The organism is Rhizobium sp. 9140 (assembly GCF_900067135.1).
Taxonomy (GTDB): domain Bacteria; phylum Pseudomonadota; class Alphaproteobacteria; order Rhizobiales; family Rhizobiaceae; genus Ferranicluibacter.
Genome location: NZ_FJUR01000001.1, coordinates 1,929,561 through 1,951,117 on the forward strand (window position 1 = coordinate 1,929,561; position 21,557 = coordinate 1,951,117).

The 21,557-nt window shown below is 63.4% G+C and carries 21 protein-coding genes; 11 read left to right on the forward strand and 10 right to left on the reverse strand.

Going from position 1 to position 21,557, the window contains the following annotated elements; translation table 11 throughout:
* Nucleotides 1-425: 425 nt before the first annotated feature.
* The 6 genes from coxB to GA0004734_RS09045 all read left to right on the forward strand — a co-directional run bounded on the left by coxB (nt 426) and on the right by GA0004734_RS09045 (nt 6,017).
* Nucleotides 426-1,319 (forward strand): cytochrome c oxidase subunit II, encoded by an 894-nt coding sequence (coxB, locus tag GA0004734_RS09025; protein WP_092936102.1) that lies wholly within the window; start codon nt 426-428, stop codon nt 1,317-1,319.
* Between the two features lie 19 nt (nt 1,320-1,338).
* Complete coding sequence (ctaD, locus tag GA0004734_RS09030; protein WP_092933073.1) at nt 1,339-3,030, forward strand: cytochrome c oxidase subunit I; 1,692 nt, start codon at nt 1,339-1,341, stop codon at nt 3,028-3,030.
* 251 nt (nt 3,031-3,281) lie between these two features.
* Nucleotides 3,282-4,235: a heme o synthase gene (locus GA0004734_RS09035; RefSeq protein ID WP_092933075.1), complete on the forward strand. Its 954-nt coding sequence runs from the start codon at nt 3,282-3,284 to the stop codon at nt 4,233-4,235.
* Complete coding sequence (locus GA0004734_RS25925) at nt 4,235-4,375, forward strand: hypothetical protein (RefSeq protein ID WP_092933077.1); 141 nt, start codon at nt 4,235-4,237, stop codon at nt 4,373-4,375. Before GA0004734_RS09035 ends, GA0004734_RS25925 begins: the two co-directional genes overlap by 1 nt.
* A 13-nt stretch (nt 4,376-4,388) precedes the next feature.
* Nucleotides 4,389-5,003 (forward strand): cytochrome c oxidase assembly protein, encoded by a 615-nt coding sequence (locus GA0004734_RS09040; protein ID WP_092933079.1) that lies wholly within the window; start codon nt 4,389-4,391, stop codon nt 5,001-5,003.
* Between the two features lie 138 nt (nt 5,004-5,141).
* Entirely contained in the window at nt 5,142-6,017 is an 876-nt protein-coding gene (locus GA0004734_RS09045; RefSeq protein ID WP_092933081.1) for a cytochrome c oxidase subunit 3, read from the forward strand.
* Nucleotides 6,018-6,395: 378 nt separating this feature from the next.
* Here the strand turns inward: GA0004734_RS09045 and GA0004734_RS09050 are convergent, their stop codons facing one another.
* A complete protein-coding gene (locus tag GA0004734_RS09050; protein ID WP_092933083.1) occupies nt 6,396-7,325 on the reverse strand; it encodes a Gfo/Idh/MocA family protein in 930 nt (309 codons plus the stop codon).
* Nucleotides 7,326-7,442: 117 nt separating this feature from the next.
* On the opposite strand from GA0004734_RS09050, the gene GA0004734_RS09055 reads away from it, so the two are divergent.
* Nucleotides 7,443-8,297 (forward strand): GNAT family N-acetyltransferase, encoded by an 855-nt coding sequence (locus GA0004734_RS09055; protein ID WP_092933085.1) that lies wholly within the window; start codon nt 7,443-7,445, stop codon nt 8,295-8,297.
* Nucleotides 8,298-8,317: 20 nt separating this feature from the next.
* On the opposite strand, the gene GA0004734_RS09060 is transcribed toward GA0004734_RS09055, so the two are convergent.
* From GA0004734_RS09060 to GA0004734_RS09070, 3 genes are all read right to left on the reverse strand, one after another.
* Nucleotides 8,318-10,393 carry a prolyl oligopeptidase family serine peptidase gene (locus GA0004734_RS09060; protein WP_092933087.1) on the reverse strand — a complete coding sequence of 692 codons (2,076 nt, stop codon included), beginning with the start codon at nt 10,391-10,393 and terminating at the stop codon, nt 8,318-8,320.
* 57 nt (nt 10,394-10,450) lie between these two features.
* Nucleotides 10,451-12,334 carry an ABC-F family ATP-binding cassette domain-containing protein gene (locus tag GA0004734_RS09065; RefSeq protein WP_092933089.1) on the reverse strand — a complete coding sequence of 628 codons (1,884 nt, stop codon included), beginning with the start codon at nt 12,332-12,334 and terminating at the stop codon, nt 10,451-10,453.
* A gap of 63 nt (nt 12,335-12,397) precedes the next feature.
* On the reverse strand, nt 12,398-13,501 hold the full coding sequence (locus tag GA0004734_RS09070; protein WP_175386285.1) for a GGDEF domain-containing protein: 1,104 nt from the start codon (nt 13,499-13,501) through the stop codon (nt 12,398-12,400).
* 289 nt (nt 13,502-13,790) lie between these two features.
* On the opposite strand from GA0004734_RS09070, the gene GA0004734_RS09075 reads away from it, so the two are divergent.
* Nucleotides 13,791-14,540 (forward strand): class I SAM-dependent methyltransferase, encoded by a 750-nt coding sequence (locus GA0004734_RS09075; RefSeq protein ID WP_092933093.1) that lies wholly within the window; start codon nt 13,791-13,793, stop codon nt 14,538-14,540.
* A gap of 4 nt (nt 14,541-14,544) precedes the next feature.
* On the opposite strand, the gene GA0004734_RS09080 is transcribed toward GA0004734_RS09075, so the two are convergent.
* Nucleotides 14,545-15,045 carry a DinB family protein gene (locus GA0004734_RS09080; RefSeq protein WP_092933095.1) on the reverse strand — a complete coding sequence of 167 codons (501 nt, stop codon included), beginning with the start codon at nt 15,043-15,045 and terminating at the stop codon, nt 14,545-14,547.
* A 144-nt stretch (nt 15,046-15,189) separates the two neighbouring features.
* Here GA0004734_RS09080 and GA0004734_RS09085 point away from each other — a divergent pair, with 144 nt between their 5' ends.
* Nucleotides 15,190-15,897, forward strand: coding sequence for a glutathione S-transferase family protein (locus GA0004734_RS09085; protein ID WP_092933097.1), 708 nt, complete (start codon nt 15,190-15,192; stop codon nt 15,895-15,897).
* A 126-nt stretch (nt 15,898-16,023) separates the two neighbouring features.
* Nucleotides 16,024-16,446, forward strand: a complete 423-nt coding sequence (ndk, locus tag GA0004734_RS09090; protein WP_092933099.1) for a nucleoside-diphosphate kinase — start codon at nt 16,024-16,026, stop codon at nt 16,444-16,446.
* A gap of 95 nt (nt 16,447-16,541) precedes the next feature.
* On the opposite strand, the gene GA0004734_RS09095 is transcribed toward ndk, so the two are convergent.
* Genes GA0004734_RS09095 through pgsA form a run of 3 tightly spaced genes read right to left on the reverse strand, consistent with a single transcriptional unit; the run spans nt 16,542 to nt 17,858 of the window.
* Nucleotides 16,542-17,006: a molybdenum cofactor biosynthesis protein MoaE gene (locus tag GA0004734_RS09095; protein WP_092936104.1), complete on the reverse strand. Its 465-nt coding sequence runs from the start codon at nt 17,004-17,006 to the stop codon at nt 16,542-16,544.
* Between the two features lie 4 nt (nt 17,007-17,010).
* Nucleotides 17,011-17,271 carry a molybdopterin converting factor subunit 1 gene (moaD, locus tag GA0004734_RS09100; protein ID WP_092933101.1) on the reverse strand — a complete coding sequence of 87 codons (261 nt, stop codon included), beginning with the start codon at nt 17,269-17,271 and terminating at the stop codon, nt 17,011-17,013.
* Complete coding sequence (gene pgsA / locus GA0004734_RS09105; RefSeq protein WP_092933103.1) at nt 17,268-17,858, reverse strand: CDP-diacylglycerol--glycerol-3-phosphate 3-phosphatidyltransferase; 591 nt, start codon at nt 17,856-17,858, stop codon at nt 17,268-17,270. The genes moaD and pgsA overlap by 4 nt, the downstream gene beginning before the upstream one ends.
* Before the next feature lie 277 nt (nt 17,859-18,135).
* Between pgsA and GA0004734_RS09110 the strand changes: the two genes are divergently transcribed.
* Complete coding sequence (locus GA0004734_RS09110) at nt 18,136-18,663, forward strand: acyl-CoA thioesterase (RefSeq protein ID WP_092933105.1); 528 nt, start codon at nt 18,136-18,138, stop codon at nt 18,661-18,663.
* Nucleotides 18,664-18,667: 4 nt separating this feature from the next.
* Here the strand turns inward: GA0004734_RS09110 and uvrC are convergent, their stop codons facing one another.
* A complete protein-coding gene (gene uvrC / locus GA0004734_RS09115) occupies nt 18,668-20,731 on the reverse strand; it encodes an excinuclease ABC subunit UvrC (protein WP_092933107.1) in 2,064 nt (687 codons plus the stop codon).
* Nucleotides 20,728-21,492 (reverse strand): SDR family oxidoreductase, encoded by a 765-nt coding sequence (locus GA0004734_RS09120; protein ID WP_092933109.1) that lies wholly within the window; start codon nt 21,490-21,492, stop codon nt 20,728-20,730. Before GA0004734_RS09120 ends, uvrC begins: the two co-directional genes overlap by 4 nt.
* Nucleotides 21,493-21,557 lie beyond the last annotated feature (65 nt).

Genomic DNA, 21,557 nt, shown 5'->3' on the forward strand with positions numbered 1-21,557 from the left:
ACGTCTCGTGCCGCTCGTCTTTCAAAGGACACTTGAAAAGCCGAACCCGTTCCATCGAAGGCCAGAGACAAGTGTCAAAGGCAGGCGACGTTCTATCAGAGGGCGGTGTGGCGGAAATACGACCCGGATTTCCGGCCTTTCCCCGCACACATCACGTCTGCGGCATCATCTATCCCGCGGAGGTGCGCCCTGTCCACCTCCGCGCGAAAGGCCGCCCGGCGCTTGCGCGAAATGCCGCATGGAGACGGTCTGCGCCAGTGTGGCGGCAGCGGCCGTTCTGTGGCATTCTGTAAGTGAGGAGCAGGCCGTTTGCCGGGACGCATGGACAGATGTTGCGGCACTGGACAAACTGTGGTTTGAAGCGCTGTAGAGGGCGGAGATTGTTCGATCCGGCGAAAGCGGGATGGAGAGGGGAATTACGAATGGTGAAAAACAAGGCTTTTGCGGGTCTCGCAGCATGTGTGACGGCGGCAAGCTGTCTGCTTTCCGCGGGCACTGCGCTCGCGGACAAGCCCGTCAACTGGCAGACCAATTTCCAGGCGGCCGCGACCGGCATCATGGAAGAGGTTACCTGGTTCGAGCATTACACGCTGTGGTTCATCATTCCGATCACGCTGTTCGTGCTGGCGCTGCTGGTCGTCGTCGTCGTCAAGTTCCGCGAAAAGGTGAACCCTGTCCCCTCTCGCACCAGCCATAACACGGCCATCGAGATCGCCTGGACCGTTGGTCCCGTCGTGATTCTCCTTTTCCTGGCCATTCCCTCGTTCCAGCTTCTGACCGCGCAGCTGACCCCGCCGGCCAATCCAGATCTCACCCTAAAGGCGACCGGCAACCAGTGGTACTGGTCCTATGAGTATGAAGTCGGCGAAACCCCGCTCTCCTTCGACAGCCTGTTGATGAAGGAAGAGGACCGTGCGGCGCTCGGCAAGGAAGACAAGAACGCCTATCCGCGCCTGCTTGCGGTCGACAACGAGGTCGTCGTGCCCGTCGGCAAGACGGTGCGCGTGCTCGTCACCGCGGCCGACGTCATCCACGCCTTCGCCATGCCGTCCTTCGGCGTCAAGATCGATGCGGTTCCCGGTCGTCTGAACGAGACCTGGTTCAGGGCCGATCGCGAAGGTCTCTATTACGGTCAGTGTTCCGAGCTCTGCGGCAAGGACCACGCCTATATGCCGATCGCCATCCGCGTCGTCAGCCAGCAGCAGTACGATACGTGGCTGACCGCCGCTGCCGCCAATGTCGGCGATGCCAACAAGGCCCTCATGGCCTCCGTCGATGCGGTGAAGACGACCGACGTCGCCACCGCCGCCGCACAGTAATTCGGGGAGCTTGAGAACAATGGCCGGAACAACCGCGCACACCGATCACCTTCAGGATCATTCGCTCGACCACGCGCATGACGATCACGTCCACAAGCCGCTGACCTTCTTCCAACGCTGGTTCCTGTCCACCAACCACAAGGACATCGGCACGCTCTACCTGATCTTCGCAATCTTTGCAGGCATCATCGGCGGTACGCTGTCGGTCTTCATGCGGGCGGAGTTGCAGGAGCCGGGCATCCAGATCTTCCACGGTCTGGCATCCATGGTCTACGGCTTCGAAGGCGATGCCGCTATCGACGGCGGCAAGCACATGTACAACGTGTTCACGACCGCGCACGCGCTGATCATGATCTTCTTCATGGTCATGCCGGCGATGATTGGCGGCTTTGCCAACTGGATGGTGCCGATCATGATCGGCGCGCCGGACATGGCGTTTCCGCGCATGAACAACATCTCCTTCTGGCTGATCATTCCGGCCTTCCTGCTCGTCCTCCTGTCCATGTTCGTGGAAGGCCCGGCCGGCGGCTTCGGCGCGGGTGGGGGCTGGACGATCTATCCACCGTTCTCGACATCCGGACAACCGGGGCCGGCCATGGATCTCGTGATCCTTGGCTTGCACATCGCGGGCGCATCCTCGATCCTCGGCGCGATCAACTTCATCACCACCATTCTCAACATGCGCGCACCGGGCATGACGCTGCACAAGATGCCGCTGTTTGCGTGGTCGGTGCTGATCACCGCCTTCCTGCTGCTCTTGTCCCTGCCGGTTCTGGCCGGCGGCATCACCATGCTGCTGACGGATCGCAACTTCGGCACCTCCTTCTTCGCGCCGGAAGGCGGCGGCGATCCGATCCTGTTCCAGCACCTGTTCTGGTTCTTCGGTCACCCCGAGGTTTACATCCTGATCCTGCCCGGCTTCGGCATCATCAGCCACATCGTCTCGACCTTCTCGCGCAAGCCGATCTTCGGCTATCTCGGCATGGCCTATGCGATGGTGGCGATCGGCGCCGTCGGCTTCATCGTCTGGGCGCACCACATGTACACCGTCGGCATGTCGCTCGACACGCAGCGCTACTTCGTCTTCGCCACCATGGTCATCGCCATTCCTACGGGCGTGAAGATCTTCTCCTGGATCGCGACGATGTGGGGCGGCTCGATCCGCTTTGCGACGCCGATGGTCTGGGCGATCGGCTTCATCTTCCTGTTCACGGTCGGCGGCGTCACGGGCGTCCAGCTCGCCAATGCCGGCCTCGACCGCGCGCTGCACGACACCTATTACGTCGTCGCGCACTTCCACTACGTCCTGTCGCTGGGCGCCGTCTTCGCCATCTTCGCCGGTTGGTACTATTGGTTCCCGAAGATGAGCGGCTACATGTACAACGAGTTCATTGGGAAGCTGCACTTCTGGGTCATGTTCATCGGCGTCAACCTGGTGTTCTTCCCGCAGCATTTCCTCGGTCTCGCCGGCATGCCGCGCCGCTATATCGACTATCCCGATGCCTTCGCTGGCTGGAATTTCGTCTCCTCGATCGGCTCCTACATCTCGGCCGTCGGCGTGCTCATCTTCCTCTACGGCGTCTGGGAAGCCTTCTCCAAGAAGCGCGTTGCTGGCGACAATCCATGGGGCGAGGGCGCGAATACGCTGGAATGGCAGCTGTCGTCGCCGCCGCCGTTCCACCAGTGGGAGCAGCTGCCCCGCATCCGGTAAGGATTGGGGAGGGGTCGCAGCTGGCCCCTCATCCGCCTGCCGGCACCTTCTCCCCGCATGGCGGGGCGAAGGGACTTGCGGCAACCGCTCGCTCCACAACGCAGCTCGGGACACGTCCCAACGCTTGGGGCACGTCCCCTCTCCCCGCAAGCGGGGAGAGGGCTAGGGTGAGGGGCAGCCACAACCCGCAGCCTCGCTTAGGGTAAGGGCCAACAGCCCCACCCGAAAACGCATGAAGGAACACAACCGGAATGACAGTCATCGACACCACCGGAAACCTCAACGACGGCGATATCCGCCTGTCGGAGGCCTCGGCGCGCGATTACTGGGCGCTCCTGAAACCCCGCGTCATGTCGCTCGTGGTGTTTACGGCCTTTGCCGGCATGGTATTGGCGCCCGGTGAGATCAACCCGTTCATCGGTTTCGTCGCCATTCTCTGCATCGCGGTGGGCGCCGGCGCGTCCGGCGCGCTCAACATGTGGTACGATGCCGATATCGACGCGGTGATGAAGCGCACGGCGACGCGGCCTATCCCTGCCGGTCGCATCACGGGCGAGGAAGCGCTTGGCTTCGGCCTGACGCTCTCGGCATTCTCGGTCTGCATCCTCGGCCTCGTGGTCGGCTGGTTCGCCGCCGGCTTTCTCGCCTTCACCATCTTCTTCTATGCCGTCGTCTACACGATGTGGCTGAAGCGGGCGACGCCGCAAAACATCGTCATCGGCGGTGCGGCCGGCGCCTTTCCGCCGATGATCGGCTGGGCCTGCGTCACCGGCGGCGTGTCCATCGAGAGCATCGTCCTCTTCCTCATCATCTTCCTCTGGACGCCCGCCCATTTCTGGGCGCTGGCCCTCTTCAAGATGGGCGAATACGGTGCCGTCGGCGTACCCATGCTGCCGAACGTCAAGGGCATTCCCGCGACCAAGGTGCAGATCCTCGTCTATGCCGTGCTGACGGCGGTGGCCGGCATCTGTCCGACGCTGCTTGGCTTTGCCAGCATCGGCTACGGCATCGTCGCGCTGGCGCTCGGCCTCGGCTTCGTCTGGTATGCCATCAAGGTGCAGTCCATGTCCGAGACGGACGAGAAGATGCTGCCGGCCAAGAAGCTCTTCGCCTTCTCCCTGATCTATCTCTTCGCGATCTTCTCGGCGCTTCTCGCCGACCGCGCGGTGCTGGCGCTGCTGCAAGCCTTCGGAAAGGGCTTCTGATGGATTTCATCACGCTAACCCCTGCCCAGAAGCGCGCCCGACGCGGCCGCAACATCGCGCTCGGCCTTGTGCTCTTGGGCCTTGTGGCCCTGTTCTACATCGTTACGCTCGTCAAATTTTCCAACGGCCTTACGCACTAGGAGAAGGACGGCCATGGTATCGCATCCGGCACGACCAACCTCACAGGCTGAACGCCGCAATGGCGTGATCGTCGGCGCCTGCGTCGCCTTCGTCGTGGGCATGGTCGGCATGGCCTATGCCGCCGTGCCGCTCTACGACATGTTCTGCAAGGTTACCGGCTATAACGGCACGACGAAGCGCGTCGAGCAGGCTTCCGACACGATCCTCGACCGGACCATCCGCGTCACCTTCGATGCCAATACGTCCGGCGATCTGCCCTGGCGCTTCACGCCGGTCGTGCGCGAGATCTCGCCGAAGATCGGCGAGACGGTGCAGGTCGAATTCAAGGCGAAGAACATGGCGAACGTCCCGACGACGGGGCAGGCCGTTTTCAACGTCACGCCCATGCAGGGTGGCGCCTATTTCAACAAGGTCCAGTGCTTCTGCTTCACCGAGACGACGCTGCAGCCGGGCGAGGAACTGGAGATGCCCGTCGTCTTCTTCGTCGATCCGGAGATCGTCAAGGCGGCTGAAACGAAAGACATCGGCACGCTCACTTTGTCCTACACCTTCTATGCGCGCCAGCCGTCAAAGCCGGTCGCTGCATTGAAGCCCAAGGACGGCACCGTGCCGGACAGAAAACTTTAACGCGCCGCACCGGCAGGGCCGGCGGGGCGTGAACGACATCAGGAGACCGATCGCACGCTTGTAATCTCGCGGGCGTTCGGGAAGAGTGGAACGGCAAGACCGGACCGCTTCAGGCGAGGGGACGACGGGGAGAACGACATGGCCGACACGCATCAGAAGAACCACGACTATCACATCATCGATCCCAGCCCCTGGCCGCTGCTCGCCTCCATCGGCGCCTTCGTCATGGCCTTCGGCGGCGTCGCCTATATGCGCTATCTCTCCGGCGGCTCGTTCAAGATGTTCGGCCTGGAATGGGCCAATCCGTGGATTCTCTTCATCGGCCTCGCGATCGTGCTCTACACGATGTACGCCTGGTGGGCGGACACGGTGAAGGAGGCCCATGAGGGTCATCACACCCGCGTCGTGTCGCTGCATCTGCGCTACGGCATGATCATGTTCATCGCGTCGGAAGTGATGTTCTTCGTCGCCTGGTTCTGGGCCTATTTCGACGCCAGCCTGTTCCCCGGCGAGGCCATCCAGGCGACCCGCACTGCCTTTACCGGTGGACAGTGGCCGCCAAAGGGCATCGAGGTTCTCGATCCATGGCACCTGCCGCTTTACAACACCGTCATCCTGCTGCTGTCTGGCACCACGGTCACCTGGGCGCATCATGCGCTGCTCCACGGCGACCGCAAAGGCCTCATCAACGGCCTGACGCTGACGGTCGTGCTGGGTGTGCTCTTCTCTTTCGTGCAGGCCTACGAATACCTCCACGCGCCGTTCGCCTTCAAGGACTCGATCTACGGCGCAACCTTCTTCATGGCCACCGGCTTCCACGGCTTCCACGTCCTCGTCGGCACCATCTTCCTCGCGGTCTGCCTCATCCGCGCGCTGAGGGGTGACTTCACCCCCCAGCAACACTTCGGCTTCGAAGCCGCCGCATGGTACTGGCACTTCGTCGATGTCGTCTGGCTCTTCCTCTTCTTCTCCATCTACATCTGGGGCGGCTGGGGCGCACCGCTTGCCGGTTGATCTAGCACGAAATAATGGACGGACGCTTCGGCGTCCGTCCTCATCTGACACGGTCGTTCGAGGGATTGGCGGTGCAGGTAAAGGTGCTTTGGAGTTTTAGCCTTTGAAGACAGATCGCGGCTGGGGTGAGCCTCCGCGACATGTTCAACGTCGCAACACGAACAATCCACACTGTCGCGTGTGCCCGAACGGTCTCGACACCGTGCGAGATCCGCTTATTGCCGTCTGCGAGCAGGCACATATGTGCAAGCCACCCCAAGACATCGAGATGGCGGGTCTCTGACCTGGCGGACCTAAGGTCTCACTCTTCGGTATATATGCGGAATAACAAACGGATATTTGTCGGTCCGGACGGCCGAAGGTCCGACACCCTCAACCTCAGTCGTAGAAAGCCTCGACCGTCTTCCGGCTGCCGAGCATGAAGATATCGGCGATGTGGCGGAGCGGGGCAACATCGACCTCGGAGCGCCCGGCGCGCACGAGGTCGTGGAAACGGGCGTAGAGTGTCGGATATTCCGTTTCCTGCTCGTCGGCGCGCATCACGCCATCGACCGAAAGGCGGGCGCCGCCATTGCCGAGAATCATCGTTCCGGCATCCGTCTCCACGATGATGTCCCAGCGGTCGTCGCTCGACTGGCGGCGCCAGTCCATGTCGGCGGTCACGGGAATGCCCGACGCGCTCTGGAAGTCGATCTGTGCTGCAATCGGCGCATCGCGGTTTTCGGGGATTTCGAGCGTCGAGCGGGTGACGAAGACTGGCATGGGCAGGATATGCGTCATGATGGAGAGGGCATTGATGCCGGGATCGAACACGCCAAGGCCGCCCGCCTCCCAGATCCAGTCCTGGTTCGGGTGCCAGCGTCGCACGTCCTCGTTCCAGATGATATCGACGCGGCGGATCGTCTTTTCGGCGAGAAAAGCCCGTGCCGGCTCGACGGCGGGGCCGAAGCGCGAATGCCAGCTCGTAAACAGCGTGACGTTCTTCTCCTTCGCCAGTGCCTCGAGGATGGCGACCTCGCTCAGCGTCGCACCCGGCGGCTTTTCGAGGAAGACGTGCTTGCCAGTTTCCAGCGCCTTGTAGGCGGCGTCGAACCGAACGCGTGGTGGCATGCAGAGGGAGACCGCCTCGATCTCCGGCATGGTGGCCAGCATGTCCTCGATGGCGGTGAAGTTCTCGACGCCATCGACGCTGCCGTGCCGGCTTGCGGCCGCGACCAGCCGGTATCCGGGATTGTTGTGAATGGATGGCAGATGCTGATCGCGCGCGATCTTGCCAACGCCGACGACAGCAATAGAGATGGGGTTCATGGGTGTTCCGCCAGATTGTATGACTTATGTCCGGCTTTGTACCAGAAAGGCCGGAGCGGGCAAGGCGGTCCGGCCTTGCAATGATGACCGCCCGAAAGAACGAACCAAGGAAATCGCATGTCCCCGACGATACGCAACGCCACCCGTGCCGAAATCGACGAGATCATCGAATGGGCCGCGCGCGAAGGCTGGAATCCCGGCCTCGACGATGCCGCCGCGTTTTACGCGGCCGACCCTGAGGGTTTCTGGGTAGCGGAGGCGGACGGCACGCTCGCGGCGGCCATCTCGGTCGTCCGCTTCGGCCCGGATTACGCCTTCCTCGGCTTCTACATGGCGCATCCCGACTTCCGGGGACAGGGGCTTGGCTATGCCCTGTGGCAGGCGGCGCTTTCCGCGCAAGGTACCCGCATCGTCGGCCTCGACGGCGTCGTCGCCCAGCAGGCACGCTATCAGCGTTCCGGCTTTGCCTATGCCCATGCCAACATGCGCTATGGCGGAACGCCGCAGGTGACAGCGCCGCCCGGCACGGATCTGGTCGAGGTCGCCCCCGTTCATCTGCCGCTGCTTATCGACTACGACGCTCGCTTTTCGCCAGCGCGACGCGAGGCCTTCCTCGGGCAATGGCTGAAGACCCAGCCGACCCGGCAGAGCATCGCGCTCCTGCGCGGCACGGACGTACAGGGCTACGGCACGATTCGCACCTGCCGCGAGGGCCAGAAGATCGGGCCGCTGTTCGCCGATACGGAAACCGGTGCCGATCTCCTGTTCCGAAAGCTGGTCGCGACCGGCCTCGAGATGGGCGGCGACGGCCAGATCTTCCTCGATATCCCCGAGCCGAACGGCGCTGCAAAGGCACTTTGCGATCGCTACAATCTGCAACCCGTGTTCGAGACGGCGCGCATGTATCGCGGCGAGGTTCCCGACCTGCCGCTCTCCCGCATCTTCGGCATCACCACTTTCGAATTGGGTTAGGCGAGCTTGGTTAGCCCGCATCATTCCTTTGCGACAGGCTTCATGATCGTCTGTCGCAGGAAGCTGTAGCCCGTCGCGATTCGGGCAGCGGAGGCCGCCGTGTCGCCTTCGCCGCCATGGCCACCGGATGTGAATTCGTGAAACAGCGGATCGTGGCCAAGCTCCCGCAGCCGTGCGGCAAAGCGGCGGGCATGCGAGGGATGTACCCGGTCGTCATTGCTGGAGCTTTCGATGTAGATCGGCGGGTAGGCGACCTCCGTCGCCGGGCGCGCGGCCTGTAGCGGCGAATAGGCCAGCATCGCGTCGCGGTCCTGCGCATTGTCGGGGTCGCCATATTCGTCCATCCACGCCCGTCCGGCCGGGAAGGTGTGGAAGCGCAGCATATCGAGCACCGGTACCTGGCACCACACAGCGCCGAAGAGGTCGGGATAGCGCGTCAGCATCACCCCGGTCAGAAGTCCGCCATTGCTGCCGCCATTGCAGGCGATATTGCGGGGTTTGGTGTAGCCGCGGGCAACGAGGTCGCAGGCGATGGCGGCGAAGTCGGCAAACGCCCGGTGCCGTCCATCGCGCTTCGCCACACGGTGCCACTCTGCGCCAAACTCGCCGCCGCCGCGAATATAGGCCTGCACATAGGCGCCGCCCTGTTCCAGCCAGCGGCCGGTGACGCCAGAGTAGTAAGGCTGCAACGGCACTTCAAAACCGCCATAGCCGTAGAGAAGCACGGGCAGGGCGCCCATCTCGAAGGTTGCGGGCAGGACGAGCCTGTAGGGTACCGCCGTCCCGTCGTCCGACATCGCTTCCAGCAGCTGGCTCGACATGCCGCTCGCGTCGAAATAGCTCGGCGAGTCTGCAACGGGGTGCAGCGCCAGCGGCGTCGTCCGGTCGGACAACTCCAGCCGATAGAGCGTCGGCGGTTGCAGGAAGCCTTGTCCCGAAACGATCAGGGTGTCGTCGCCCAGATGCAGGTCCGAATAGAGCGGATGATAGGATAGGGTTTCCACACCGCCTGGCAACGCCAATTCGAACGGTTCGGCGCCCTCGGTTGCCAGATCGAGCAGAAACAGGCGCGGTGTCATATTGTCGGCGACGGTGAAGACGCACCAGTCGCGAAGCAGCATGAAGCCGGTGCAGAACCGACGACCTGATGGCGTGAACAGGACGCGCGCCGGCGCAGGCGGCTGGTCGCTGCCGAGCCGCTCGGGAAGCTCCTGCAGCACCAGTGAGCCGCTTGGAACCCGCTCATCCGTTTTTGCCCGCCACAGGCAGAACCGAGGGTTACAGTCCGCGTCGCTCTCTTTGGGGATGTCGATCCGCACCGGCGTTCCGCCGTTTTTCGAGACGACATGGCTGGCCGTGCCGATGGTGTGGACGGCCGTGAAGATCGCCACTCTATCGTTGCTGGAAAGGCTGTCGTCGCTGGAAACGTGCAGCATCTCAGAGCCATAAACTGCCGCATATCCGGTGACGTCGCTGTCCTCCGCAGCAAAGACGGTCGCAGCATTTGCAACATCCTGCCCGCGCGCCACGCGCCGACCGACCCGCGGCCAGCTCGATTGTGTGGCCGATATCCGGTCGATCGAGCCGAAATAGAGGATGTGGTCGAGGCTTTCCCACGTGGCATGCGACCGGGCGAGCGGTGTCGAGAACCCGCCTTCCACGAAGGCGAGGGTCTCGCAGTCGAACTCCCGGAAGATACGCAGGTCCGATCCGCCGTCCGACAGCGACAGGAGCACGCGCGACGGATCCCAGGGGCAGGTGACGGCACCGCGCCAGATCCATGTGCGGCCTTCGGCGGCGTTGTAGGCGTCGAGGTCGAACATCGTCTCCCATGCCGCCTCCGGCACCGGGGCCTCGGTTGCCGGCAGCCTCTGCCAGACGCCCATCGGGTTTCCGGCCGTCTTGCGGAACGTATTCAGCCAGTCGCCTCGGCGGGAAAAATGGATCAGCCGGTCGTCGCGCTCCATCATCGCCTTGAAGGCTGCAGCGTCCGCTTCGAAGGCCTCCGTCTTCAGTACGGCGTCCGCATGCGCATTCTCGTGCGCCACGAAGTCGAGCGTGCGGGCGTCGTCGTCGGTCTCGAGGTAAAGGTGCATGGGGTGTCTGCCTTTCCGTTGAAGCCGGTCGAGGGGATAAGAACAGGAAGCGGGCCGTCAGCCGGCCATCGCCTCCTCATATTGCGCGGACAGGTCCAGCCACTGCTCTTCGGCCGTGCTCAGCTTCGCCGCCGTCTCGCCGCGCTGCTTCACCTTCTCGGCGGCCTTCGCGGGGAACTTCTCGTAGAGCACGGGGTCCGCAAGCTCTGCATCAAGCGCCTGAATCTGCTTCTCAAGCTTTGCCGTCAAGGACTCGATATCGTTGATCTTCTTGCGCAGCGGCGCGAGGGTGGCGCGTTTCTCCGCATTCGCCTTGCGCTGATCGGCTTTCGACGTAGCGTCCTCGATTACCTCAGGCTTTTCGTCTTTTTTTTTACCAGAAGAGACGATGAGGCTCCGGTATTCCTCCATATCGCCGTCGAAATTCGACACCGTGCCGTTGTTGACCAGCCACAGACGGTCGACGGTCGCCTCGATCAGGTGGCGGTCGTGCGAGATCAGGATCACGGCGCCGTCGTAATCGTTCAGCGCCTCGATGAGCGCGCGCCGGCTGTCGATGTCGAGATGGTTGGTCGGTTCATCGAGGATCAGCAGGTTGGGGTGGTGGAAGGCCGCGAGACCCATCAGAAGGCGCGCTTTTTCGCCGCCGGAGAGATCCTTGGCCGCTGTCGACATCTTCTCGGTCGCGAGCCCCATCTGCGCCACGCGGGCGCGGACCTTGGCCTCGGGAACGCCCGGCATCAGGCGGCGGACATGCTCGACGGGCGAATCGGCCGGCACGAGGTCGTCCATCTGGTGCTGCGCGAAGAAGCCGATCTTCAGGTTCGGCGCCAGCTTGATCTCGCCGCCATCCGCATCCAGCCGCGCGGAGACGAACTTCGCGAAGGTGGACTTGCCGTTGCCGTTCGAGCCGAGCAGCGCGATGCGGTCGTCATTGTCGATCCGCAGCGTAATGTTCTTGAGGATCGGCTTGCCCGGCGTGTAGCCGACGGAGGCGTTCTGCAACTGGATGATCGGCGACGCCGGCTGCTTCTCGGGTACCGGAAACGTGATCGGCTGCACATGGTCCTCGATCACCGAGGCGACCGTGCCCATGCGCTCCAGCGCCTTGACGCGGCTCTGCGCCTGCCGGGCCTTCGAGGCCTTGGCCTTGAAGCGGTCGATGAAGGTTTGCAGGTGCTTGCGCGCCGCATCGTTCTTCACCTTCGCCTTGGTCTGCAACTCCATCGCCTCGGCGCGCTGGCGCTCGAACTGGTCGTAGGAGCCGCGGTAGAAGGTCAGCTTCTGCTGGTCGAGATGGATGATGGCGTTGACGGCGGTGTTGAGCAGGTCGCGGTCGTGGCTGATGATGATGACGGTGTGCGGGTAGCGGCGGATGTAATCCTCCAGCCACAGCGTGCCTTCGAGGTCGAGATAGTTGGTCGGCTCGTCGAGCAGCAGCAGATCCGGCTCTGAGAAGAGCACGGCCGCCAGCGCCACGCGCATGCGCCAGCCGCCGGAGAAGGACGAGGCCGGGCGCAGCTGCGCCTCATGGTCGAAGCCGAGACCAGCAAGGATCGAGGCCGCGCGGGCTTCGGCCGAATGCGCCTGGATATCGGCAAGCCGCATCTGGATGTCGGCGATCCGGTTGGGGTCGGTGGCCGTCTCTGCCTCCGCCAGCAGCGCCTCGCGCTCCTTGTCGGCCTTCAGCACGATCTCGATCAGCGGCTCTTCCGTCCCCGGCGCTTCCTGCGCCACCTGTCCCATGCGGGCGTTCTTGGGAATGGAGATGAAGCCGCTCTCGCTCTCCATCTGCCCGGTCAGGATGCGAAACAGCGTGGACTTGCCCGCGCCGTTGCGCCCCACGAGGCCGGCTTTCGTCCCCTCGGGGAGCGATATATTGGCGTGGTCGATCAGGAGGCGTCCGGCGATGCGGGCCGAGAGATTGGATATCGTAATCATGCCGGCGTTTTGGCCGATGTAGGGCCGGAAGGCAAGAGAAGCCGCAGGACTCCCGTTCCGCCTTTACGCCCGTTGCAGCCCGGCGATCTGCGCGCACATCATCGGCGTGCACCGCAGGATGCCCTGTCGCCCGTCCGCACGGACCACGGTCAGCGCCATTTCGGCATGATGCATCAGGTCCTGCGGCCCGTTGACGGTGGCCGTCGTCGCGATGCCGGCGGAGAGCGACAGCGCCTCGGTGGTGAATTCGCGGCTGGCGAGGCGGATCTGGAGAGACTGCACGGCATCGCGGATACGGGTCGCGATGGCCTGCGCGTTCTGCTCGCTGACATCGTTTAGCAGAAATGCGAAGGCGTCATATCCGATGCGTGCCACGACATCGCTCTTCTTCACCGATTTGCGGAAGATCGCGGCGCATTTCTTCACGGCCTTCTCGCCGGTCTCCGGCCCATGCTGTCCGGTGAGCATCTTCAACCGCTCCACGATCACCAGAACCAGCGCAGCCGGCTTTGTCGTCACGTCGGCCTCGTCGAACAGACCCGCGATCTTCATCGAAAGCGCTGTGCCGTTCGGCAGCCCCGTCAATGCGTCGCGAAGCACCGCCCGCTGGTCGGCTGCAATCCGCCCCTGTGCATCGCCGAGTGCTGCGACCGTGGTTTCCAGCGCCTCCACCAGCCGCTTCTCGCGCTTGCGCAGTTGGGTCAGCGTCTGGCGCAGCGCGCGAGCCTCCTCGGCGAAGTCCGACATCGACATGACGGGGTCCGCATCGAGCCTTTGCAGGAAGGCATCAAGCGCGTCGAAGGCTTCGGCCTTGGGCCGGCTTTCCCCCGAGATCGCCGTCGTCATGGTCTGTATCGCTTCCATGGCCGCTTGCTGGGCCTGCCCAAGCGCCTGCCCCATATGCCCGGGTAGCTTGCGCCGATGGCCGATCGCGTCGAGCGCCTTTTGCGAAGGGGCGGCCCCCAGTGCCGCGAGATCGCGGCTGAGGCCCGACGGTCCGCCGGACATCGCGTCGTAGAACAGCTCGTAATTGCGCGGCAAGGGCTGCACGCCGAGATGCGCCATGGCCTGCGCCACACGCTGCACCACGCCGTTGGTCTGCTCCGCGACATGCCGGTCGTTTCTGACGCCCGTGCCGCTTCGGCTGATCTGTTCTCTCGTTGCCACGTCTCTATCCATCCTGCGCATGCCGCGTTCGCCGGTCGTTTCCGGCACTATATCCCGATATGCTTACGTAAACTTCAAGGCCTCCCCTGTCAGCACTCTTCTCGTCCTCCTGACGTTGAAGTGAGCAGAGAGTCGTCCTGCCGGCAAAAACATACCCACCTTTTCTCTCTCGTGAAAACGGGAAAACCTGCGATAGCTTCGCAACCCACTGCCCAGATGCGAATCGGTTGCGGCAGTGCCTGCGCTCGGATGAGACGAGCGTCGAACCACAGGAAACGGAACGTCTGTCATGAGCGTCCTGCGCAACCAGCTTCTTCCCTGGATCAAGGTCCTCGCCTGTCAGGCGCTCGTCCTCGTCGCCGTCCTCTCGCTGTCGCGCTGGATCACGCCGGGCACGCTTCCCGTCCTGCTCGGGCAGGGTGCTGCCGCCGCCGGCCTCGGGTTCCTCCTGCGCATGCCGCGCATCTGGCTCGTCGTGCAGGTTCTGCTGCCGGTCGCGGTGGTCTATGGCGATGCCGTCCCCGCCTGGGCCTATCTCGCGGCCTTCGTGCTCTGCGCGCTGGTCTACTGGAACAGCGCCTCCGAGCAGGTACCGCTCTATCTCACCAACCGACGAACCTGGCAGGCGCTCGCCGATCTGGTGGCCGCTTCCGGGGCAAAGAGCGTTGTCGATCTCGGCAGCGGCATGGGCGGTGTCGTCACCTTCCTCGCCCGTGCCCACCCGGGCGTCGAGGTCAGTGGGTTGGAGACGGCACCGCTGGTTGTCGCCGCCTCGAAGCTCCGCATCGCCCTCAGCCGCCTCCCCAATGCCCGCATCGTCTATCGCAGCCTGTGGGATGCCGACCTCTGCACCTACGACGTGGTCTATTGCTTCCTTTCTCCGGTGCCGATGGCGCGTCTGTTCGAAAAGGCGCGGCGCGAGATGCGCTCGGGCACTCTCTTCGTCAGCAACAGCTTCACCGTCCCCGGCCGCGCCGCCGACCGCATCCTCGATGTGGACGACGGTCGCCGCACCCAGTTGCACATCTACACGCTCTGACACCTCAGCCCTTCTGCTGGCGCTGGAAAAAGACGAGGTCCAGCACCACGCTCGGCTGACCAAGCGAGGTCAGGATCATATGGCACTGGCCGCGATGGTGTGTCTGGTGGTTGAAGAGGTGGGCAAGGCAGGGGCTGAGCGCCTGGGTGATCGGCTCGGGAATGCTGATCGGCGTGTAGGTGAACACGCCGGCGAGGTCGTCCGCGCCGAGGCTGTCGATCCACGCCGCAAGCCGCCGGTCCTCCGCCATCCGCGCGGCCTTCAGTGCTTCAAAATCTTCGAAGAGGACCGCGTCGAGCGTGGTCGGTGCGTCGCCCTTGCCCGTGAACCGCTTCATCCAGATCCGGTCGGTGGCGAGCAGGTGGTTGAGCGTTCCATGCAGGGAGCCGAAGGCGGCGCCGGTCTGCCTGCGGCGTCCCTCTTCACCGAGCACGTCGGCTGCGGCATAGATGCGGCCGTTGGCCCAGCTGTTATAGGCGGCGAACATACGGAAATGATCGATCATGGCGGCTCCTGCGCTGCGGAAAACCCAACCCTACCTTGCCAAGGGTTCAACAGGCATGATGCCATTCATGAAATTTGCTGATTTGCTTTCGCGTCCCGTCCGCGCTCAGATGGCCGCGAAACGAGACCCTTCCGGAGACCCGCCATGACGAGAATGCTGTACGGCCTGTGTGGCGAAGATCGGGAACGACCGTTTTCACCGCATGTCTGGAAGGTCGTGATGGCGCTTGCCCACAAGAGGCTCGACTGCCGCTTTGTGCCGCTGGGCTTTACCGAGATTCCCAAGGTTGAAGCCGGTGCGACGAAGATGGTGCCGTATCTTATCGATGGCGAGCGGTCCATCGTCGACAGCTTTGCCATCGCCCTGCATCTGGACGCGGCCTATCCGGATCGGCCCACGCTGTTTGCCGGGGAGGGCGGCCAAGCGACGGCCCGCTTCGTGGAAGCCTTCTCCCAGACGGTTCTGCATCCGGCGATCGTCCGCATCATTCTCATGGATATCCACGACCGGCTTGCGCCCGAGGATAAGGCCTATTTCCGCAAGAGCCGCGAGGCGGCCTTTGGAAAGACGCTCGAAGAGGTCGTGGCCGCGGCACCCGAGGAGCGTGCGGCCTTCACGGACAAGCTCTCCCCCCTGCGCTTCATGCTGAAGAAGCAGTCCTTCATCGGCGGCGAGACACCGCTGTTTGCGGATTATATCGTCTTCGGCGCGCTGCAATGGGCTCGCATCACGTCGCCCCGGCCTTTGCTGGAGCCGGGCGATGCGGTGTCCGAATGGTTCGAGCGGTGCCTCGATCTCCACGACGGTCTTGGCCGCGCCATCTCCCCGGCCGGTGTGGCAGAGGCTGCCTGATGCAGGCTCCTGTCTGCGGAGCGCCATCGCCGAAATACGGCGGCGGCGCGCCATTCCCCTTGTCTTGCACGCGGCGGCTCGCTAAGGAACCGGTCAAACGAACGCAACTCCTAGGGATTTGACACCATGGCGATTGAACGCACCTTTTCGATGATCAAGCCGGACGCAACGAAGCGCAACCTGACTGGCGCGATCACCAAGATGATCGAAGACGCCGGCCTGCGCGTCGTCGCCTCCAAGCGCGTCTGGATGAGCCAGCGCGAAGCCGAAGGCTTCTACGCCGTGCACAAGGAACGCCCCTTCTTCGGCGAACTGGTCGAAGGCATGACGTCCGGCCCGACGATCGTTCAGGTTCTGGAAGGCGAGAACGCCATTCTGAAGAACCGCGAAATCATGGGCGCGACCAACCCTGCCAACGCCGACGAAGGCACGATCCGCAAGACGCACGCCCTGTCGATCGGCGAAAATTCCGTTCATGGCTCCGACGCTCCGGAAACCGCTGCCGAAGAAATCGCATACTGGTTCTCGGCCACCGAAATCGTCGGCTGATACCGGTCGAAAGAACGGGAACGACGAAAGGCCGGGGCAGTGATGCCTCGGCCTTTTGTCGTTCGTTTGCGTTGCCGGTCTGCGGCACCGTCGCCTCAGCTTTTCCCCCACCGCTCCTGCGCCGTATCGTCCGCGTCCTTGGCCGAGACCCAGCCGCGGGCGGTGCCGTCCTTAAGATGCTCCTTCTTCCAGAAGGGCGCTGCGGTCTTCAGATAGTCCATGATGAAGGATGCGCCGTCGAAGGCCGCTTGGCGATGGGTGGAGGCCGCGATGACGAGGACGATGCGCGCGCCGGGGTCGATGCGGCCGAAGCGGTGGATGGCGGTTGCGCCCTGAAGATCGAAGCGCGTAACGGCCTCTTCGCAGATCCGCCGGATCTCGGCTTCCGCCATGCCGGGGTAATGCTCCAGCTCCAGCGCCGCCAGCTGGCCTTTTTCCTCCCGGCAGAGGCCGGAAAAGGTCACCACCGCGCCGATATCGGTCCGCCCTACCGAAAGCGCCTCGATCTCGGCGGCTGTGTCGAAATCCTCGGCCTGCACGCGAACGGTCACCGAAGCCATCTCGTCAGCCACCCGTCATCGGCGGAAAGAGCGCGATCTCGCGGGCCGAGCCGAGCGGTTCGTCATGATCCACATGCTCCTGGTCGATGGCCACGCGAATGACGTTCTCATGCTCCAGCGCTGCTTCGTAATCCTCGCCGCGGGTCTTGAGGAAAACGATGAGATCGCCGGCGGTGACGACCGTGTCGGGAAGAGATACGATCTCCTCACCGACGCCAATGCGTTCGCGGACCCAGGCGAAATAGACGAGCTTGACCTCTCTCATTCATCCACCAGATGCTTCAGGCCGGCCCGGAAATAGTCGTAGCCGGTGTAGAGCGTGATCGCCGCCGCGAGCCATAGCATGATAATGCCGATTTCCGTCGTATAGGGCAGAACCTTGTCGCCGGCGGGGCCTGCCAGCAGCAGGGCGATGGCTACCATCTGGATCGTCGTCTTCCACTTGGCGATCCGCGTTACCGGCACGCTGACCTTCAGCGCTGCCAGATATTCGCGCAGGCCCGACACGAGGATTTCGCGGCAAAGAATAATGATCGCGGCCCAGATCGACCAGCCGGCAATGGTGCCATCGGCGGCCACCAGCAGCAGCACGGAGGCGACCAGCAGCTTGTCGGCGATCGGGTCGAGCATGCGGCCGATATTGGATGTCTGCTTCCAGATCCGTGCGAGATAGCCGTCGAAGAAGTCGGTGATCGAGGCCACCGCAAACAGGCCGAGCGCCGTCCAACGGGCAAAGTCCGAGCTTTGCAGCTTGCCCTCGATGAAGAAGCACAGAACGATCAGAGGAACCGCGAGAATGCGCGCGTAGGTAAGGAGATTGGGAATATTGTAGGCGACGGGCACGGTTCGCATGTCAACTCGGTCTCTGGACTGGGTACGCATTTCGTACAGGCGGGATGAAAGACGTCGTGACCCGGAGGTCAACCGGTTTTTGATGAATGAGCGGCAATTGTGGCGGAATTCATCTGAACAGTCCGTGAACCACCGCGACACGCCCGCCCTGATCTGCGACCTTCCCCAGAAAAGGCGATGCGCGCATGACGCCGACCTTATACGCGCACGACGCGTTGCGAAAGCCGGCAGGCGCTGTAGTGTCCCGGATATCCAGGCAGGCAGGAAAGGATGCAGGATGGACGAGACGAACGCGACGCATGAAGCGGGAGAGTTGGAGATGGTCGTGCTGATGACGCCCGACATGGCCAATTTTTCCGGCAAGGTCCACGGCGGCGCGCTGCTCAACCTTCTCGACCGCGTGGCCTTTTCCTGTGCCTCGCGCTATTCCAAGCGCTACGCGGTGACCTTGTCGGTCGATCAGGTCGTGTTTCGCCAGCCGATTCTCGTCGGCGAACTTGTGACGTTTCGCGCCTCCGTCAACCAGACCGGCCGGACATCCATGGAGGTGGGTATCCGCGTCGAGGCCGAAGACATCCGCTCCGGCGTTCGTCGTCACACCAATTCCTGTTACTTCACCATGGTTGCCGTGGATGACGAGGGTCGCCCAGCCGTCATTCCCGCCATCGAGCCCAGGACGGAAATGGCCGTCCGCCGGCAGAAAGCGGCCGACATTCGACGGTCCCTCCGCCGCGAGTTCGAGGCCCGTTTCCACGCCGCCAGCGAAGATGGCGGTCACGCCGCCGTTGAGAAGAGCGAAGGCTGAGCCTTTAGCTCCGGGACGCGGTGGCACCATCCTCGTGGAAGTGATCGTAAACGAGCTTCGCCACGGCTTCCGATATGCCTTCGACGGCAACAAGGTCGTTCATGCCCGCGCGCGACACGGCCTTCGCGGTGCCGAAATGGTGGAGCAAAGCGCGCTTACGCGTCGGACCGATGCCCGCGATCTCGTCGAGCGGGTTTTTGACCATCTCGCGCTTTCGCCGCGCCCGGTGACTGCCGATGGCAAACCGGTGGGCCTCGTCCCGCATCCGCTGGATGAAGTAGAGGACAGGATCGCGCGGCGGCAAAGTAAAGCCGTCCCGCCCGACCGTCAGACCGCCAGCCGTGGCGACCGGCGGGAAGAATCGTTCGCGGCCGGCTTCCCGGTCCACGCCTTTGGCGACGCCAATCGCGATCACGCAGTCCTCGATATCGAGCTCTTTCAGGATGGCCCGAACCGCCGTCATCTGCCCCTGTCCGCCGTCGATCAGGATCACATCTGGCCAGGCAGGGAAGCTGGCGTCCTCGCCGGGCTCGACGCTCCGGTCGGGCTTGCCTTCCTCCTTCAGGAGGCGCGAGAAACGCCGCGTCATCACCTCCCGCATCATGCCGAAGTCGTCGCCCGGGGTGATGTCGGTCGATTTGATGTTGAACTTGCGATACTGCCCCTTCACGAAGCCTTCCGGCCCCGCGACCACCATGCCGCCGACGGCATTGGTGCCCATGATGTGGGAGTTGTCGTAGATCTCGATGCGCCGCGGCACGCGGTCCAGCTTGAAGGTCTGCATGAAGCCCTCCAGCAGGCGGCCCTGCGAAGCGGTCTCCGCCAGCTTGCGACCATGGGCTTCTCGCGCATTGGTCATGGCGTGATCGACGAGATCCTTCTTCTCGCCGCGCTGCGGCGCGAGAATCGCCACCTTGAACCCGGATTTCTCCGACAGCGCCTGACCCAGAAGATCCTGCTCGGCCACGGTCTCGCACAGCAGGATCTGCTTCGGACAGGGCTTGTCGTCGTAGAACTGCGCCAGAAACGCCGCCAGCACCTCGGCCGGAGCGAGCGATGGGTCGGCCTTGGGGAAATAGGCGCGGTTGCCCCAGTTCTGGCCGGTGCGGAAGAAGAACACCTGAATGCAGGACACGCCGCCCTCGTGGTGGATGGCGAAGACGTCCGCCTCCTCCACGCCCGAGGGGTTGATGCCCTGATGGCTCTGCACGTGGCTGAGCGCCGCCAGCCGGTCGCGGTAGAGGGCTGCACGTTCGAAGTCGAGATTGTCGGACGCCTCGCTCATCGCGGACGCAATCGTCGCCTTCACGGCTTGGCTCTTGCCCGACAGAAAGTCCTTGGCCTCGGTGACCAGCTCCGCATAATCGTCGTCGCTGATCTCGTGCGTACAAGGCCCCGCACAACGCTTGATCTGGTGCAGCAAACAGGGACGCGTCCGGCTTTCGAAGACGCTGTCCGTGCAGGTGCGTAAGAGAAAGGCGCGCTGCAGCGAATTGATGGTGCGCCCGACCGCGCCCGCCGAGGCGAAGGGGCCGAAGAACTGGCCTTTGCGGTTGCGCGCGCCGCGATGCTTGTAGAGCGCGGGCGCCCGGCTGTCGCCGGTCACGAGGATATAGGGGAACGACTTGTCGTCGCGCAGAAGCACGTTGTAGCGCGGCCGCAGCCGCTTGATCAGGTTGGCTTCGAGCAGCAGCGCCTCGATCTCGGTGCGCGTCGTCACGAACTCCATGTTCGCCGTCTGGCGGATCATCTGGGCGATGCGGTTGGAGTGGCCGCGCCCCTGCGCATAGTTGCTGACGCGCTTCTTCAGGCTGCGCGCCTTGCCGACATAGAGCACATCGCCCGCCTCGTTGAACATGCGGTAGACGCCGGGGCTGTTGGGCAAAAGCTTGACGAAGGCCTGGATCAGCTCGGCACCGCGTAACCCGTCGGGAACGGCAGAGGTTTCTGCCCAGTCGATATCGGCCGCCGGCGAGGAAGCTTCGACCATCTCGCTCGCATCCTCGTCGTCGTCGCTCACCGTTTCGTCGTACAAGATGCCGCCATCCTGCGGCGCCCGTCCGTTCATTCCACGATCTCCATTTGGTCCGGCGTCTGCCACGCCAGATGCTGGCCGCCGTCCAGCGCAATCATTTGCCCGGTCATCGACGGCGTGTCGAACATATAGCGAATGGTGCGCCCGAAATCCCCAAGTCCCGGGCCGACCTTCAGGATGAGCGAATCGACCTGCGCCCTGAAGTCGGCATCGTTCTGCCGGTCGTTCGGCAGGGTCGGGCCTGGACCGATACCATTCACACGGATCGCCGGCGCGAGCGACTGCGCCATCGTCACCGTCGCCGTCAGCAGCGCCGACTTTGATAACATATAGGAATAAAATCGCGGGTTGGGAGACCAGACGCGCTGGTCGATCATGTTGACGATCAGCCCTGTCGCATCCGCCGGCATCTGCGCAGCAAAATGGCCCGCGAGAACCGAGGGCGCCTTGACGTGCAGGGCAAAGTGCCGGTCCCACACGGTTTCATCGAACGCATCGAGGCTGTCCTTGGCAAAGATGGAGGCATTGTTGACGAGCAGGCCGAGCGGGCCGATGGCGTCCGCCGCATCGCGCACCAGCCGGCCGAGATCCTCAGCACGGGAGAGGTCCGCCTGCACGACGGCAGCCGTGCCGCCTTCCGCCTGAAGGCTGGCACAGAGCGCTTGTGCCTCATCCAGCGAACCATTGGCATGGATGGCGACGGCAAAGCCGTGACGCGCCAGATCCTCGACGATCGCGCGGCCGATCCGTTTTGCCCCGCCCGTTACCAATGCCGTTTTCAGAAGATGTCTCACGCGCGTTCGCCCTTCACGATTCTGATCGCAGCCGGAGCCAGATCATAAAAGAACAACGTACGCAC

What these genes read in the sequence shown, in the direction of transcription:
- ctaD (WP_092933073.1), top strand. Translation starts at nt 1,339, where the DNA reads ATGGCCGGAACAACCGCGCACACCGATCACCTTCAGGATCATTCGCTC.
- GA0004734_RS09035 (WP_092933075.1), top strand. Translation starts at nt 3,282, where the DNA reads ATGACAGTCATCGACACCACCGGAAACCTCAACGACGGCGATATCCGC.
- GA0004734_RS25925 (WP_092933077.1), top strand. Translation starts at nt 4,235, where the DNA reads ATGGATTTCATCACGCTAACCCCTGCCCAGAAGCGCGCCCGACGCGGC.
- GA0004734_RS09040 (WP_092933079.1), top strand. Translation starts at nt 4,389, where the DNA reads ATGGTATCGCATCCGGCACGACCAACCTCACAGGCTGAACGCCGCAAT.
- GA0004734_RS09045 (WP_092933081.1), top strand. Translation starts at nt 5,142, where the DNA reads ATGGCCGACACGCATCAGAAGAACCACGACTATCACATCATCGATCCC.
- GA0004734_RS09050 (WP_092933083.1), bottom strand. Translation starts at nt 7,325, where the DNA reads ATGAACCCCATCTCTATTGCTGTCGTCGGCGTTGGCAAGATCGCGCGC.
- GA0004734_RS09055 (WP_092933085.1), top strand. Translation starts at nt 7,443, where the DNA reads ATGTCCCCGACGATACGCAACGCCACCCGTGCCGAAATCGACGAGATC.
- GA0004734_RS09060 (WP_092933087.1), bottom strand. Translation starts at nt 10,393, where the DNA reads ATGCACCTTTACCTCGAGACCGACGACGACGCCCGCACGCTCGACTTC.
- GA0004734_RS09065 (WP_092933089.1), bottom strand. Translation starts at nt 12,334, where the DNA reads ATGATTACGATATCCAATCTCTCGGCCCGCATCGCCGGACGCCTCCTG.
- GA0004734_RS09075 (WP_092933093.1), top strand. Translation starts at nt 13,791, where the DNA reads ATGAGCGTCCTGCGCAACCAGCTTCTTCCCTGGATCAAGGTCCTCGCC.
- GA0004734_RS09080 (WP_092933095.1), bottom strand. Translation starts at nt 15,045, where the DNA reads ATGATCGATCATTTCCGTATGTTCGCCGCCTATAACAGCTGGGCCAAC.
- GA0004734_RS09085 (WP_092933097.1), top strand. Translation starts at nt 15,190, where the DNA reads ATGACGAGAATGCTGTACGGCCTGTGTGGCGAAGATCGGGAACGACCG.
- ndk (WP_092933099.1), top strand. Translation starts at nt 16,024, where the DNA reads ATGGCGATTGAACGCACCTTTTCGATGATCAAGCCGGACGCAACGAAG.
- GA0004734_RS09095 (WP_092936104.1), bottom strand. Translation starts at nt 17,006, where the DNA reads ATGGCTTCGGTGACCGTTCGCGTGCAGGCCGAGGATTTCGACACAGCC.
- moaD (WP_092933101.1), bottom strand. Translation starts at nt 17,271, where the DNA reads ATGAGAGAGGTCAAGCTCGTCTATTTCGCCTGGGTCCGCGAACGCATT.
- pgsA (WP_092933103.1), bottom strand. Translation starts at nt 17,858, where the DNA reads ATGCGAACCGTGCCCGTCGCCTACAATATTCCCAATCTCCTTACCTAC.
- GA0004734_RS09110 (WP_092933105.1), top strand. Translation starts at nt 18,136, where the DNA reads ATGGACGAGACGAACGCGACGCATGAAGCGGGAGAGTTGGAGATGGTC.
- uvrC (WP_092933107.1), bottom strand. Translation starts at nt 20,731, where the DNA reads ATGAACGGACGGGCGCCGCAGGATGGCGGCATCTTGTACGACGAAACG.